General features: G+C 67.6%; 15 protein-coding genes. 8 read left to right on the forward strand and 7 right to left on the reverse strand.

Annotated features, from left to right (window positions below):
* Genes D3H54_RS05125 through ddaH form a run of 4 tightly spaced genes read right to left on the reverse strand, consistent with a single transcriptional unit; the run spans position 1 to position 4,529 of the window.
* The gene (locus tag D3H54_RS05125) at positions 1-882 is read right to left on the reverse strand and encodes a universal stress protein (RefSeq protein ID WP_149378148.1); all 882 of its coding nucleotides are present in this window, start codon (positions 880-882) and stop codon (positions 1-3) included.
* A complete protein-coding gene (locus D3H54_RS05130; protein ID WP_149378149.1) occupies positions 879-2,414 on the reverse strand; it encodes an amino acid permease in 1,536 nt (511 codons plus the stop codon). The genes D3H54_RS05125 and D3H54_RS05130 overlap by 4 nt, the downstream gene beginning before the upstream one ends.
* Before the next feature lie 34 nt (positions 2,415-2,448).
* Entirely contained in the window at positions 2,449-3,687 is a 1,239-nt protein-coding gene (gene rocD / locus D3H54_RS05135; protein ID WP_149378150.1) for an ornithine--oxo-acid transaminase, read from the reverse strand.
* Complete coding sequence (ddaH, locus tag D3H54_RS05140; RefSeq protein WP_168214784.1) at positions 3,684-4,529, reverse strand: dimethylargininase; 846 nt, start codon at positions 4,527-4,529, stop codon at positions 3,684-3,686. Before ddaH ends, rocD begins: the two co-directional genes overlap by 4 nt.
* A 124-nt stretch (positions 4,530-4,653) precedes the next feature.
* On the opposite strand from ddaH, the gene D3H54_RS05145 reads away from it, so the two are divergent.
* A complete protein-coding gene (locus tag D3H54_RS05145) occupies positions 4,654-5,100 on the forward strand; it encodes an Rv2324 family transcriptional regulator (RefSeq protein WP_036343479.1) in 447 nt (148 codons plus the stop codon).
* A gap of 44 nt (positions 5,101-5,144) precedes the next feature.
* On the forward strand, positions 5,145-6,347 hold the full coding sequence (locus D3H54_RS05150; RefSeq protein WP_432246574.1) for an NAD(P)/FAD-dependent oxidoreductase: 1,203 nt from the start codon (positions 5,145-5,147) through the stop codon (positions 6,345-6,347).
* Between the two features lie 13 nt (positions 6,348-6,360).
* On the opposite strand, the gene D3H54_RS05155 is transcribed toward D3H54_RS05150, so the two are convergent.
* The 3 genes from D3H54_RS05155 to mftR form a co-directional block, all read right to left on the reverse strand.
* Positions 6,361-7,617: a VOC family protein gene (locus tag D3H54_RS05155; protein WP_149378152.1), complete on the reverse strand. Its 1,257-nt coding sequence runs from the start codon at positions 7,615-7,617 to the stop codon at positions 6,361-6,363.
* Positions 7,614-8,129, reverse strand: a complete 516-nt coding sequence (locus tag D3H54_RS05160) for an RNA polymerase sigma factor (RefSeq protein ID WP_149378153.1) — start codon at positions 8,127-8,129, stop codon at positions 7,614-7,616. The genes D3H54_RS05155 and D3H54_RS05160 overlap by 4 nt, the downstream gene beginning before the upstream one ends.
* 79 nt (positions 8,130-8,208) lie before the next feature.
* Entirely contained in the window at positions 8,209-8,850 is a 642-nt protein-coding gene (gene mftR / locus D3H54_RS05165) for a mycofactocin system transcriptional regulator MftR (protein ID WP_149378154.1), read from the reverse strand.
* 92 nt (positions 8,851-8,942) lie between these two features.
* Here mftR and mftA point away from each other — a divergent pair, with 92 nt between their 5' ends.
* The 6 genes from mftA (at position 8,943) to mftF (ending at position 13,996) form a co-directional block, all read left to right on the forward strand.
* A complete protein-coding gene (gene mftA / locus D3H54_RS05170) occupies positions 8,943-9,038 on the forward strand; it encodes a mycofactocin precursor MftA (protein ID WP_071947491.1) in 96 nt (31 codons plus the stop codon).
* A gap of 2 nt (positions 9,039-9,040) precedes the next feature.
* Positions 9,041-9,355 (forward strand): mycofactocin biosynthesis chaperone MftB, encoded by a 315-nt coding sequence (gene mftB, locus D3H54_RS05175; protein WP_370509344.1) that lies wholly within the window; start codon positions 9,041-9,043, stop codon positions 9,353-9,355.
* Positions 9,352-10,521: a mycofactocin radical SAM maturase gene (gene mftC / locus D3H54_RS05180; RefSeq protein ID WP_149378155.1), complete on the forward strand. Its 1,170-nt coding sequence runs from the start codon at positions 9,352-9,354 to the stop codon at positions 10,519-10,521. The genes mftB and mftC overlap by 4 nt, the downstream gene beginning before the upstream one ends.
* 2 nt (positions 10,522-10,523) lie before the next feature.
* On the forward strand, positions 10,524-11,717 hold the full coding sequence (gene mftD, locus D3H54_RS05185) for a pre-mycofactocin synthase MftD (protein ID WP_149378156.1): 1,194 nt from the start codon (positions 10,524-10,526) through the stop codon (positions 11,715-11,717).
* Positions 11,718-11,843: 126 nt separating this feature from the next.
* Complete coding sequence (gene mftE, locus D3H54_RS05190) at positions 11,844-12,587, forward strand: mycofactocin biosynthesis peptidyl-dipeptidase MftE (protein WP_149378157.1); 744 nt, start codon at positions 11,844-11,846, stop codon at positions 12,585-12,587.
* Positions 12,584-13,996: a mycofactocin biosynthesis glycosyltransferase MftF gene (gene mftF, locus D3H54_RS05195; RefSeq protein WP_149378158.1), complete on the forward strand. Its 1,413-nt coding sequence runs from the start codon at positions 12,584-12,586 to the stop codon at positions 13,994-13,996. Before mftE ends, mftF begins: the two co-directional genes overlap by 4 nt.
* Position 13,997: the final 1 nt, after the last annotated feature.

Raw genomic sequence — 13,997 nt, forward strand, 5'->3', positions numbered from 1 at the left:
TCAGCCCGGGAGTACCAGCACTGGAACGGGGCTGTGCCGCAGGATCTTCGAGCCGCGCGAGCCCAGGAACACCCGCGCGATTCCCCCAACGGGTGATGTGCCGATAGCCAGCAGGTCACCGTCCTGCCAATCGACGGCGTTCAGGGCATCGTCCCAACCGTTGCCGGTGGCCACCTCTAGATCCACGTCCGGACCCACCACGCCATCGGCCTTCAACTGCGCCAACGCCTCCCGTGCGTAGCCGGCCAGCTGTTCGAGGATCGAATCCTCGGCGCTCAAGCCGACTTCCGGCGGGTACATCGTGCGGCCCCGAACCGCGAACGTGATCACCCGCATGGGCACGTTGAGCCGCCGACCGAGCGCGGCGACACGCTGGACGACATGCAGCGTGTCGGCCGTTCCCGGGTAGGCGGCCGTGATCCGGGTCAGGCCGCCCGCCTTCGAACCGCGATACCCGCGCGGGCTGATCGCCATCGGCACCGGCGAGGAGTGCAGCAGGCGGTCGGCGGTCGAGCCGATCACCACCTGCCCGAGCTTTCCGTCGGCGGCCGAGCCCAGGATCAGCACCTCGGCTTTCAGGTCGGAGATCGCCTCCAGTAGGCCGCCGGACACCGAACGGTGAGACACCTTGTGATACCTGACGTCCAGCCCATCGGCGATCGCGTCAATGCAGTCTCGGGCCTGCGCCGCGGAGGTCGTCGCCAATTGTTCGGCGTACTGGGCATATTCGGCGTCGATTCGGCCCAGCGACGGAGTCATCCACGGTCGTGGAACGACGGTCACCACGGTCAGCGATGTCTGCAGGGTCCTGGCGGCTTCGACGGCCAGGTACAGGGGCGGGCGGCCACTCTTTCCCGCGAGGTAGCCGACGGCGACGGTCACGGCTCGTCCTTGTGCTTGGTGACGAAGTGGTGATCCGGTGGCTCCTCGTCGAACATGACGTCATCGTCGCCGGGCACCGACGTCGGAATGTACCCGTCGGAGCCCCCGGCGTTCAGCGCGCTGTGGCGTCTCCCCCAGAACAGATAGAACAGCAAGACCACAGCGACGCAACCACCGAAGACCAACCACGTCTGCCACCGCAGACCGTAGAGCACCGCGGCGCACGCCAGGATCGACAGAACGGGAGTCACGGGGTAGCCCGGGACCTTGAACGGTCGCTCGAGGTCGGGTTGGCGCACCCGCAGGAGGATGACACCGGCCGACACGGTGATGAACGCGACCAAGGTGCCGATCGACACGGCATCGAGCAACCAGTTCAGCGGAAGGAAGCCGGCCAGGATGCCCGTGACGGCGGCGACGATGACGGTGTTGCCCACCGGAGTCATGCTGCGCGGGTTGACCTTTGCAAACATCGACGGAAGCAGACCGTCCCGGCCCATTGCGAAGAGGATGCGTGTCTGTCCGTACATCACGACCAGCGTCACCGAGAAGATGGAGACCACCGCGCCGGCTGCCAGAAGGGTGCTGGCCCAGGTGCTGCCGGTGATGTTCTCCAGGATCACGGACAGCCCCGCTTCGGCTTGTTCATCCGATCCGAAGTCCGCGGCGTCCTGGGTGCCCAGGCCGGCGAAGGCGACCAGAATATAGAAGGTGGTGACCACGAGGAGTGCCGCGATGATGGCCCGGGGCATGGTCTTCTGGGGATTCTTCACTTCGTCACCCGCGGTCGACACCGCGTCGAGGCCGATGAACGAGAAGAAGATCATGCTCGCGGCGGTGGTGATGCCGGGAACGCCCTTGTCCCAGAAGCCGTGGAAGTGGTCGGCGTTGAACGCGGTGAGCGCGATGACGATGAACATCCCCAGCACGCTGAGCTTGATCAGCACCATCACGGTGTTGACGAAGGCGGACTCGCTTGCGCCACGGATGAGCAGCGCCATGCACATCAGGATCAGAAGGACCGCGGGCAGATTGACGATGCCGGGGGCGGAGTCCCAGGGGGCGGCACTCAAGGACTGCGGCAGCTGCCACCCGAACAGGTTCTGCAACAACTTGTTCAGATAGCCGCTCCACCCGACGGCGACGGCCGAGATGGATACGCCGTACTCGAGAAGCAGACACGCTGCCACACCCATGGCGACGACCTCGCCCATCGTCGTATAGGCGTACGAGTAGGTCGAGCCCGAGACCGGCACCGACGACGCCATCTCTGCGTAGCAGATCGCCGACAGTCCGGCCGCGACGGCGGCGAGCAGAAACGAGACCAACACCGCCGGACCGGCTTCCGGCACCGCCGCGGACAGCACGAAGAAGATCCCGGTGCCGACGGTCGCCCCGACTCCGAAGAGTGTGAGCTGAAAGGTGCCGATACTGCGCTTCAGATGGTCGGAGGCGCCGTGTGCTACCGGAGCGCCGGCAACGGGGCGGCGACGGAACAACTGCTGGGAGAGGCTCAGCGGCGGTGCGGTCATAGTGCCTCCTGGGGTCACCAAACTGAACTACTCGTTAAGAGTGTGCACCTGCCTGCTCCAGCACACGTGCGAACTGTCCAACCGCCCAATCGATCTCCTCGGCGGTGATCACCAGCGGGGGAGCGAACCGCAAGGTCGATCCATGAGTGTCCTTGACCAGCACTCCGCGCTCGGCGAGGGTGAGGCTGAGCTGCTTGCCGGTACCGAGGCGTTCGTCGATGTCGACTCCGGCCCACAGTCCCATACCGCGGACCGCGAGCACCCCGTGGCCGATCAGCGACCGCAGCCGGGCGTGCAGGTGCAGGCCGAGTTCTGCTGAGCGGGACTGGAATTCACCGCGCCGTAGGATGCCGACCACGGTGGAACCGATTGCCGCGGCCAGCGGATTACCGCCGAACGTCGACCCGTGCTCGCCGGGATGAAGGACGCCGAGAACGTCGCGGTCGGCCACCACGGCCGACAGCGGAACCACGCCGCCACCGAGTGCCTTGCCGAGCAGATAGACATCGGGCACCACACCCCAGTGGTCACACGCGAAGGTGTGACCGGTGCGCGCCAGGCCGGACTGGATCTCGTCGGCGATCAGCAGCACGTTGTGCCTGCTGCACACGGCGCGCAGTCGGGGCAGGTAGTCGTCCGGCGGGACGATGATCCCGGCCTCGCCCTGAATGGGCTCGATGAGCACGGCGACCGTGTGTTCGTCGATCGCCGCTGCGACCGCGTCGGCGTCGCCGAAGGGCACCGATCGGAAGCCGGGGGTGAACGGGCCGAAGCCGCCGCGGGCGGTGTCATCGGAGGAGAAGCTGACGATGCTTATCGTGCGTCCGTGGAAGTTGTTGTCCGCGACCACGATATTCGCCATCCCGGCGGGGACACCCTTGACGTCGGCGCCCCACTTGCGGGCAATCTTGATGCCACTCTCCACTGCCTCGGCGCCGCTGTTCATGGGCAGCACCATGTCCTTGCCACAGAGTCCGGCCAGTGCGGCGCAGAACGGGCCGAGCTGGTCGGAGTGGAAGGCGCGGCTCACCAACGTCAGGGCGTCGAGCTGGCGGTGGGCTGTGGCGACGATTTCGTCGTTGTGATGGCCGAAGTTCACCGCCGAATACGCCGCGAGGCAGTCCAGGTAGCGCCGGCCTTCGACGTCGGTGATCCATGCGCCGCGGGCGCTGGCGGCCACCACCGGAAGCGGCGAGTAGTTGTGCGCGGCATAGGCGTTGTCCAGTGCGATTGCCTCGGCGGTTGCGCCGGTGACGGTGTCGGCCACGGTCATGTAAACACCTCCAGCGTGCAGCATTTCACCGAGCCGCCGCCCTTGAGCAGCTCGGAGAGGTCGACGCCGATCGGGTGGAAGCCGGCCCGGCGGAGTTGTTCGGCGAAGCCGGTGGCCTGCGCGGGGTACACCACGTGCTTACCGTCGGACACCGCGTTGAGCCCCAGCACGTAGGCATCGGCACTCGCGACTTCGATGGCGTCGGGGAAGAGCCGGCGCAACTGGGCTCGCCCGTCGGCGGTGAACGCCGACGGGTAGTAGGCGATCGTGGTGTCGTCGAGCACGGTCAACGCGGTATCGAGGTGGTAGAACCGAGGATCGACGAGTTCCAGTGAGATCACCGGCATTCCGGTCAGGGCGCCCACCTCGGCGTGCGCGTGCGGATGCGTGCGAAAACCGGTGCCTGCCAGAATCATCGATCCGACGACCAGCAGGTCGCCTTGGCCCTCGTTGACGTGGCGGGTCGCTACCGGATCATGCCCGTGTCGGCCCATCCAGGCGGCATATGCCACCGATTCGCCATGCCGCTCGGCATGCTTGAACCGGGCGACGATCGCGGTGCCGTTGATGATCAGTCCGGCGTTGGCCGCGTACACCATGTCCGGCAGGCCCGGTACGGGCTCGACGAGGTCGACGGTGTGGCCGAGCCGGCGATACGTGTCGCGCAGGTGTTCCCATTGGGCGAGCGCCAACTCGACGTCGACGGGCGTGCTGGTGTCCATCCACGGGTTGATGGCGTATTCGACGCTGAAGTACGTCGGTGGGGTCATGGCGTAGTGGCGGAGTCGCTGGCGGCGCGGTGTCCTCGTCGACCCGACGGCGACATCGGGGGATATCGTCATGAATCAACCATAGAAGTGCGGTTTGACGCAATCAATCGTTAACTATTGCGTGTCCATGAATGATCTATTGCGTCACCGCTAACATTGCGGTGATCTGTTGTGTGCGGGCGAAAGGGGCTGTCGAATGGATCGGTTGGATGACACCGACGAGCGGATCCTGGCCGAGCTCGCCGAGCATGCCCGGGCCACCTTCGCCGAGATCGGGGAACGGGTGAACCTGTCGGCTCCGGCCGTGAAGCGCCGGGTCGACCGGATGCTGGACGCCGGGGTGATCCGCGGTTTCACCACGGTCATCGACCGCAGCGCGGTGGGCTGGAACACCGAGGCCTACGTGCAGGTCTACTGTCACGGCACAATCGCGCCAGATCGGTTGCGGGCGGCCTGGATTGACATTCCCGAGATCATCAGTGCCGCCACCGTGACCGGAACTTCGGACGCCATCCTGCACGTGCTCGCTCGCGACATGCGACATCTGGAGGCGGCGCTGGAACGCATCCGGTCGAGCGCCGACATCGAACGGAGCGAGAGCATCGTGGTGCTGTCCAACCTGATTGACCGGTCGCCCGCCTAACTGGTCGGTTGGCGCAGGCTGGCGCGCACTTCGCGACGGCGATCGTGTATGAACACCACGTGAGCACGAGCGAGAACGGCATCCTCATCGTCGGCGGCGGCCTGGCCGCCACCCGCACGGCTGAGCAACTGCGCAAGTCGGAGTACACCGGCCCGGTCACCATCGTCAGCGACGAGGTGCATCTGCCATATGACCGCCCGCCGCTGTCGAAGGACGTGCTGCACGCCGACCTCGACGATGTGGTGCTCAAGCCCGCCGAGTTCTACGCCGAGAATGACATCACGCTGCGGTTGGGCAGCGCGGCCACGTCGTTGGACACCGCCGCTCGGACCGTGACCCTCGCCGACGGCTCGGTGCTGGGGTACGACGAGCTGGTCATCGCCACCGGCTTGGTGCCCAAGCGCATCCCGTCGTTCCCCGATCTGGAGGGCATTCGCGTTCTGCGCTCGCTCGACGAGGCGCTGGCGCTGCGTGCCCACGCCGCATCGGCCCGGCAGGCGGTGATCATCGGCGCCGGCTTCATCGGCTGCGAGGTCGCGGCAAGCCTGCGCAAACTCGGCGTCGAGGTGGCGCTGGTCGAGCCGCAGCCGGCTCCGCTGGCCTCGGTCCTGGGCGAGCAGGTCGGAAACCTGGTGACCCGCCTGCACCGCGCCGAGGGTGTCGACGTGCGCACCGGCATCGGGGTGGCCGAGGTGCGCGGCGACAACGGACACGTGACGACCGTGGTGTTGTCCGACGGCAGCGAGCTGCCCGCCGACCTCGTGGTGGTCGGCATCGGGTCGCGCCCGGCCACCGACTGGCTGGAGGGTAGCGGCCTGGCCGTCGACAACGGTGTGGTGTGCGACGAGGCTGGCCGCACCAGCGTTGCCGGCGTGTGGGCGCTCGGTGACGTCGCATCCTGGCGCGACGCCACCGGACATCAAGCCCGCGTTGAACATTGGAGCAACGTGGCCGAGCAGGCCCGGGTCATCGTGCCGTCGATGCTGGGCCAGGAGGCGCCGTCGGTGATCGTGGTGCCCTACTTCTGGAGCGACCAGTACGACGTGAAGATCCAGTGCCTCGGAGAGCCGGAGGCCACCGATACGGTCCACATCGTCGAGGACGACGGCCGTAAATTCCTGGCCTTCTACGAGCGTGACGGCGTGGTGGCCGGGGTGGTCGGCGGCGGTATGCCCGGCAAGGTCATGAAGACCCGCGCCAAGATCGCGTCCGGCGCCCCCATCGCCGACGTTCTTCCCGCGTCCTAGAACTCGCCGCGTCCTAGAACTCGCCGAGGTAGAACCGCCCACCCTGGTCGTCCGTGCACTCCGCCATCAGCCCGTACGGCTGGCGGGCGGGCTCGGTCAGAACGGTTCCGCCCGCCTCGCGCACCCGGCCGACCGCCGCGTCGATATCCGCCACCGTCCACATCGGCACCGTGTTCGGCGTGGGTGAGCCGCCCGCCGCGCCGGACATCGGGTGTGCGTTCTGCACTGCCCAGCCGTCCTCGACCCGGCCCCGTTCGAACGTCCACCCCAGCACCTGGCCATAGAACTCGCGGAAGGCCGCCGAGTCGCCGACCTCGTAGGTGACATAGGACAGCTCGCCGTGGCCTGCGCCGTTGAGCAGCGGACGGCGTTGGCCCGGTGCGGGCCGATAGATGGCGAACACGCCGCCCTGAGCGTCACCGGCCTCCAGCAGTGAGCCGATCGCGGATTCGCGTGACGCCCCCACCCATCCTCCTGCGGCCAGGATCGCGGCGCGCGCCTCATCCACATCGTCGACCGCATAGCAGCAGAACACTGCCGGGCGCTCGGATGTCGAGAAATCGATCGCCTCAACGGTATTGGTCACCCGCCCGGCCGGGTCGTACTCCCACCCCAGCACGTGTGAGTAGAAGACGGCCGCACGGGCGGTGTCCGGGCTCTGCACCGACACGCAACCGATGTCGCCGTGTCGGATCGGCTCGCGAGTCGGCCCGCTGAGCATCCACCGATGGCCGAAGGGGTCGCGGATGGTGGCGGTACGGGCGCCGTGCCCGTCGTAGGGTTCGCGTTGAACCTCGGCACCCTGAGCCCTGGCCCGTGCCAGGGCGGCGTCGGTGTCGATGACATCCACCATCAGGCTCACCGAGTTGACCCCCCGCTGCGGCGCCTGCAATCCGAGATCGTCGAATTCGTCGGCCAGGTACAGGACACCGCCGCTCATCGACAGTTCGGCGTGGCCGATGCGTCCGTCATCCATCACGATCGGGTCGCCGATCAATTCCGCGCCGAAGGTGTCGCGGTACCACTCGATCGCGGCGCGGGCGTCGGCCACCGTGAGGTAGGGCAGTGCGGCGGGGCGGGGGATGCCGGTCTGGGCTGCCGGCGCGTTCAGTTCGGCGACTGCTGCCGCGGTGCCGCTCATGGTGACTCCCTGGGTGTTGGCGGGTAAGGACAACGCGGACTCGAGCCGCGCACGCAACTCGGCCGCGAAGGACGGATCCGGTTGCACGGGAAGGTCTTCGGTGGTCAAGACGCGCAAGGGATCGGTCATGAAACACCTCCTTCCGGGTAGAGCTTTCTGAAGGCACGCCGGGCGCGGACCAGGAGCGCCTCGGTGGCATGCACGCTGCGCCCGATCAGCTGCGCGCACTCGGGCACCGAGCAGTCGTCCATGTAGCGCAGTGCGAGCACCACACGATGCGCTTCGGGGAGTCGGGCGAGCACGCTTTCGGCGACGAGGCGGTCCAGTTGCGCGTCCCACTCGTCGGCCGCTTCGCTCTCCGGCACATCGGCGACCGGCACCGTGGCCCGGGCCGAACGGCGCCGGTAGTGGTCGGCGAGTTTGTGCCGAGCCACCCCGAGCAGCCACGGAACCGCCAGCGGCGGTGGTGCGGGCCGCCGGGCGGCGTCCATCGCCGCGAGGAACGTCTCCGACGTGAGGTCCTCGGCGGTGGCCTGATCGCCGCACCGGCGGACGAAATAGCCGTAGACGACCGGAAGCGCGTCGTCGTAGAGCTCTAGCAGCCGGTACGGAGCATCGGGGGGTTCCGGATCCGCGCTCACACCCTTATCGTCGTCGCGCGAGGCCGGACTCCGACGGGTCTGGCGGAACTTTTTTCCGGTCTACTCTGACGCTCCGCGGTCAGCGGCCGTCGAGGTCGTCGAGTCCGTGCGCCACGACATCGAAGGCATCGCCGATCGCCTGCGGCAGCGAGACCGTCTCGTCGGCCAGCCAGTACTCGTAGGCCGACAGGGCGACGCCGAGCATCAGCCAGGCGACCGACTGCGGGACCAGGTCACCGGGCTTGCCGCCGGTTCGTGCGGCCACGAAGTCTGCGACCACGCCCCGCCAGCCGGCGTACATCGTCATCGAATGCGCCTGCAGCTCGGCAGTCTCCAGGATCACCCGCATCCGCTGTCGGTGCCGTTCGGTCTCAGAGGGATCGAAAGTGTTGAATGCCAACAATGCTGACCGCAGCGCCGGGCTGATCGCCTCGGTGTCGGCGACCCGGTCGAACAGGTCGCGGAAGTGCTGCAGGTGAGCGTCGAAGTCACCCCAGGGGATCGCATTCTTCGACGGGTAGTACCGGAACAGCGTGCGCCGGGCGATACCCGATGCCGCAGCCACGTCGTCGACACTGACCGAGCTGAACCCGTAGTTGGCGAACAGGTCGAGAGCGACGTCGGTGATGTGGTCCCCGGTGGTGGACCGACGCCGCCCCACGCGGGCGCTCGGGGGACCCGCCGGCGAACCCCCAGCGGAATCCCCGGAACCAGTCGTCATCGACCCGCCCTTTCTTTTCGGCACTCGATGCCATATTCTTGCGATCTCGATCACAATTGTCGAGAACCTGGGCCGACGAAAGGGTGCTTTTCATGGAGCCGAGCCAAGCAACCGAGACCGAAACCGAACTGGTGACCGAAACGCTGGTCGAAGAGGTCTCCATCGACGGGATGTGCGGGGTCTACTGACCGTGCCCGCCCACGCTGTGGGCGATCCGGCTGTGGCCGGGTCGGCCTTCGACCCGGCACTCAGCTGGCGCCTGCATCCGCAGGTGGCCGTGCGACCGGAACCCTTCGGTGCACTGCTGTACCACTTCGGGACCCGGAAGCTGTCGTTCCTGAAGAACCGCACCATCCTGGCCGTCGTGAATTCGCTGCCCGAGCACCCCGACGTGCGCTCCGCCCTGCGGGCCGCGGGAGTGGATGAGTCCGACGAGGCGCCATATCTGCATGCCCTGAGCGTGCTGGTGACCTCGAACATGTTGACCTGCAAGGATTCCCAATGACTTCGGTAGCACCGGTACCCCGGCTGATCGAGCAGTTCGAGCGCGGTCTCGATGCCCCGATCTGCCTGACCTGGGAGCTGACCTACGCCTGCAACCTGGCGTGCGTGCACTGCCTGTCGTCGTCCGGCAAGCGCGACCCGCGTGAGCTGTCCACTCGCCAGTGCATGGACATCATCGACGAGCTCGAGCGCATGCAGGTCTTCTACGTCAACATCGGTGGCGGCGAACCCACTGTGCGCCCGGACTTCTGGGAGCTGGTGGACTACGCCACCGCGCACCACGTCGGGGTCAAGTTCTCCACCAACGGCGTCCGCATCACCCCCGAGGTGGCCGCGCGACTGGCCGCGAGCGACTACGTCGACGTGCAGATCTCCCTCGACGGCGCCACGGCGGAGGTCAACGACGCCGTGCGCGGCCCCGGTTCGTTCGAGATGGCCACCCGGGCGCTGGAGAATCTGGCCGCCGCCGGCTTCAAAGACGCCAAGATCTCCGTGGTGGTCACCCGCCACAACGTCGACCAGCTCGATGAATTCAAAGCTCTCGCGGACCGCTACGGCGCCACCCTGCGCATCACGCGGCTGCGTCCTTCCGGGCGCGGCGCCGACGTCTGGGACGAGCTGCACCCGACAGCCGAGCAGCAGGTGACGCTTTACAACTGGCTGGTCGCCAAGGGTGAGGGAGTGCTGACCGGCGACTCGTTCTTCCACCTGTCCGGCCTGGGCGCGCCAGGTGCGCTGTCCGGGCTGAACATGTGCGGCGCGGGCCGGGTGGTCTGCCTGATCGACCCGGTCGGTGACGTCTACGCCTGCCCGTTCGCCATCCACGACCGCTTTCTGGCTGGAAACATCGTGCGGGACAACGGTTTCGACAACGTATGGAAGAACGCCCCGCTGTTCCGTGAACTGCGCGAGCCGCAGTCGGCCGGTGCCTGCGGCAGTTGCGGGCACTACGACGCGTGCCGGGGCGGCTGCATGGCCGCGAAGTTCTTCACCGGTCTGCCGCTCGACGGTCCCGACCCGGAGTGCGTCGAGGGCTACGGGGTGCCCGCCCTGGCGACCGAGCGGGACAAGCCCCGCCCCAGCGCCGATCACTCCCGCGGCAAACCGATCCTGCTGACTCTGTCCACCCGGCCACCGGCCAAGCCCTGCAACGAAAGTCCGATCTAGTCATGGCACGCGACACCTGGTTCGAAACCGTCGCCATCGCGCAGCAGCGCGCCAAGAAGCGCCTCCCCAAGTCTGCGTACGGCGCACTCATCGGTGGCAGTGAGAAGGGCCTCACGGTCAACGGCAACAACGAAGCCTTCAATGAGCTGGGCTTCGCCCCGCACGTCATCGGCGCGCTCGAAAAGCGCGACATGGCAACCACGGTGATGGGCCAAGAGGTTTCGGTGCCCGTGCTGATCTCACCGACCGGGGTGCAGGCCGTGCACCCTGACGGCGAGGTGGCCGTCGCCCGCGCCGCCGCGGCCCGCGGCACCGCGATGGGGTTGTCGTCGTTTGCCAGCAAGCCCATCGAAGAGGTCGTCGCGGCCAACCCGAAGACGTTCTTTCAGATCTACTGGCTGGGCGACCGGGACGCCATCGCCGCCCGCGCCGAGCGGGCCCGCGCCGCCGGGGCCGTCGGGCTCATCGTGACCACCGACTGGAGCTTCAGCCACGGGCGGGACTGGGGCAGCCCCAAGATCCCGGAAAAAATGGACCTCAAGACCATGATCAAGATGAGTCCCGAGGTTCTGACCAAGCCGAGCTGGTTCTACCAGTGGGCCAAGACCCTGCGCCCGCCGGCCCTGTCGGTGCCGAACCAGGCCGGCAGAGGCGAGGCCGGCCCGGCGTTCTTCGACGCCTACGGCCAGTGGATGGGCACGCCCCCGCCCACCTGGGACGACATCGCCTGGCTGCGCGAGCTGTGGGGCGGACCGTTCATGCTCAAGGGTGTCATGCGGATCGATGACGCCAAACGCGCTGTGGACGCTGGCGTTTCGGCGATCTCGGTGTCCAACCACGGTGGCAACAACCTGGACGGCACCCCGGCGTCGATCCGCGCGCTGCCTGCCATCGCGGAGGCGGTGGGCGACCAGGTCGAGGTGCTGCTGGACGGCGGTGTCCGCCGGGGCAGCGACGTCGTCAAGGCCTTGGCGCTGGGCGCCCGTGCGGTCATGATCGGCCGTGCCTACCTGTGGGGTTTGGCCGCCAACGGTCAGGCGGGTGTGGAGAACGTCCTCGACATCCTGACCGGTGGCATCGACTCGGCCCTGCGGGGGCTGGGCAAGGCGTCGGTTCACGACCTGACAGCCGAGGACATCTTGGTGCCGGACGGCTTCGTCCGGGCGCTGGGAGTGCCCGGCGGCGGGACGCACTGACCCCGTCATAACCTAGCCTCTGGTGCTGGCGTGACTGACGGGACGACGGTGAACGCTCCTGGTGGGCACCGCGGTCCCGATTGCGAAAGAAATCCGTCTTCTCCTCGAACAATTGGCGCACAGCAGGTGAATTCGGCCTACCATCGGCGCGTGGCTTTCCGGAGCGAGCTGGGCAACTCGACATCGAGTCAGCTTCGCGATACCTCGCCCACGATCTTGATCCCGGTCGGTTCGACCGAGCAGCATGGCCCGCACCTGCCGCTGGACACCGACACCCGCATCGCCACCGCGGTCGCCCGGGCCGCCACCGACGACCTCAACGGCTCCGGTCATGATCAGTTTCTGCTCGCGCCCGCGATCGCCTACGGCGCGTCCGGCGAGCATGAGGGCTTTGCCGGGACCGTGTCGATCGGCACCGCGGCGCTGACGACTGTGCTGGTCGAGTACGGTCGTTCGGCGTGTGGCTGGGCGCGACGGGTGGTCTTCGTCAACGGTCACGGTGGCAACCTGGAAGCCATGCGCTCCGCGGTGCGCCTGCTGCGCACCGAGGGCCGCGACGCCGCCTGGTGCCCGTGCATCGCCGAGGGCGGCGATGCCCACGCCGGTCATACGGAAACGTCTGTATTGCTACATATTTCGCCGGCGGACGTCCGCACCGATGCCTGGTGTAGCGGTAACAGGGCACCACTGGCTACCCTTTTGCCGCAGATGCGTCTCGGGGGGGTGGCCGCGGTGAGTGAGGTGGGCGTGCTGGGTGACCCGACGACGGCGACTCCGGTCGAGGGTGAGCGCATCTTCGCGCAGATGGTCGCCGATTGTTCACGACGTGTCGGCCGGTGGCGCCCGGCCGGCGACGGGCTGCTGATATGACCCAGCCGCGGTTGCCCGACGGCTTCGCGGTACAGGTCGATCGTCGGGTGCGCACACTCGCCGAGGGCTCGGCCCTGCTCGGGGGTTCACCGACCCGGCTGCTGCGCCTGGCGCCGGCGGCCCAGACCTTGCTGGACGGCGGCCGCCTCGAGGTGCGCGACGCGGTGAGCGCCCAGTTGGCCCGCACGCTGCTCGACGCCACCGTCGCTCATCCCCGCCCCGCGGGAGGTCCTTCGCATCGCGACGTCACCGTGGTTGTTCCGGTGCGCAACAACCCCTTTGGACTCTATCGGTTGATCATGTCCCTGCGCGGTATGCGGGTGGTGGTCGTCGACGACGGATCTGAGATGCCGGTTCAGCCCGACGATTTCGCCGGTGCCCGCTGTGACGTCGAGGTGGTACGCCACGCGCGCAGCAAAGGCCCGGCGGCAGCTCGTAACACCGGGCTTGCCTCTTGTGCAACAGATTTCGTTGCTTTCCTGGACTCCGATGTCGTGCCGCGGCGCGGCTGGCTCGAGGCGCTGCTAGGTCACTTCTGTGATCCCGCGGTGGCGCTGGTGGCCCCGCGCATCGTCGGGCTCGGACACAGCGATCAGCTGGTCGCCCGCTACGAGTCGGTGCGGTCGTCGCTGGACCTCGGTGAGCGCGAGGCTCCGGTGATGCCCTACGGGCGGGTGTCCTACGTGCCCAGTGCGGCGATCATCTGCCGGCGCTCGGTGCTGCTCGAGGTCGGGGGATTCGACGAGACCCTGCCCTCGGGTGAAGATGTTGACCTGTGCTGGCGGTTGATCGAGTCGGGCTCGCGGCTGCGCTACGAACCGATCGCGCTGGTCGCCCACGAGCACCGCACTCAGATGCGAGAGTGGCTGGGTCGCAAGGCGTTCTATGGCAGCTCCGCAGCTCCGTTGTCGATCCGGCACCCGGACAAGATGGCCCCGGTGGTGATTTCGGCGTGGAGCCTGCTGGTGTGGTTGCTGATGGCCATGGGCTCGGTGAGCGGCTATCTGGCCTCGCTGGTGTTCGCCGGGGTGACCACCCGCCGCACGGCCAAGGCCATGCAGAACACCGACGCAGGCATATCCGAAGTGATGGTCCTGGCTCTGCGCGGTATCGGCGCCGCCGCCCTGCAGCTGTCGGCGGCGGTCTGTCGGCATTACTGGCCGCTGGCGTTGGTGGCGGCTCTGTTGTCCCGCAGGTGCCGGCAGGCGATCCTGGTGGCGGCGGTGCTCGACGGCGTGCAGGACTGGATCACCCGCAACCGCAGCACCGACGTCGAGGGCAAACCGATCGGCCTGTTCGCCTACCTGTTGCTCAAGCGTCTCGACGATCTGGCCTACGGCGCCGGGCTGTGGACGGGTGTCATCCGCGAGCGCACGTTGCGGCCGTTGAAGCCGCAGATCAAAACCTGAC

The organism is Mycobacterium sp. ELW1, from assembly GCF_008329905.1.
Classification (GTDB): domain Bacteria; phylum Actinomycetota; class Actinomycetes; order Mycobacteriales; family Mycobacteriaceae; genus Mycobacterium.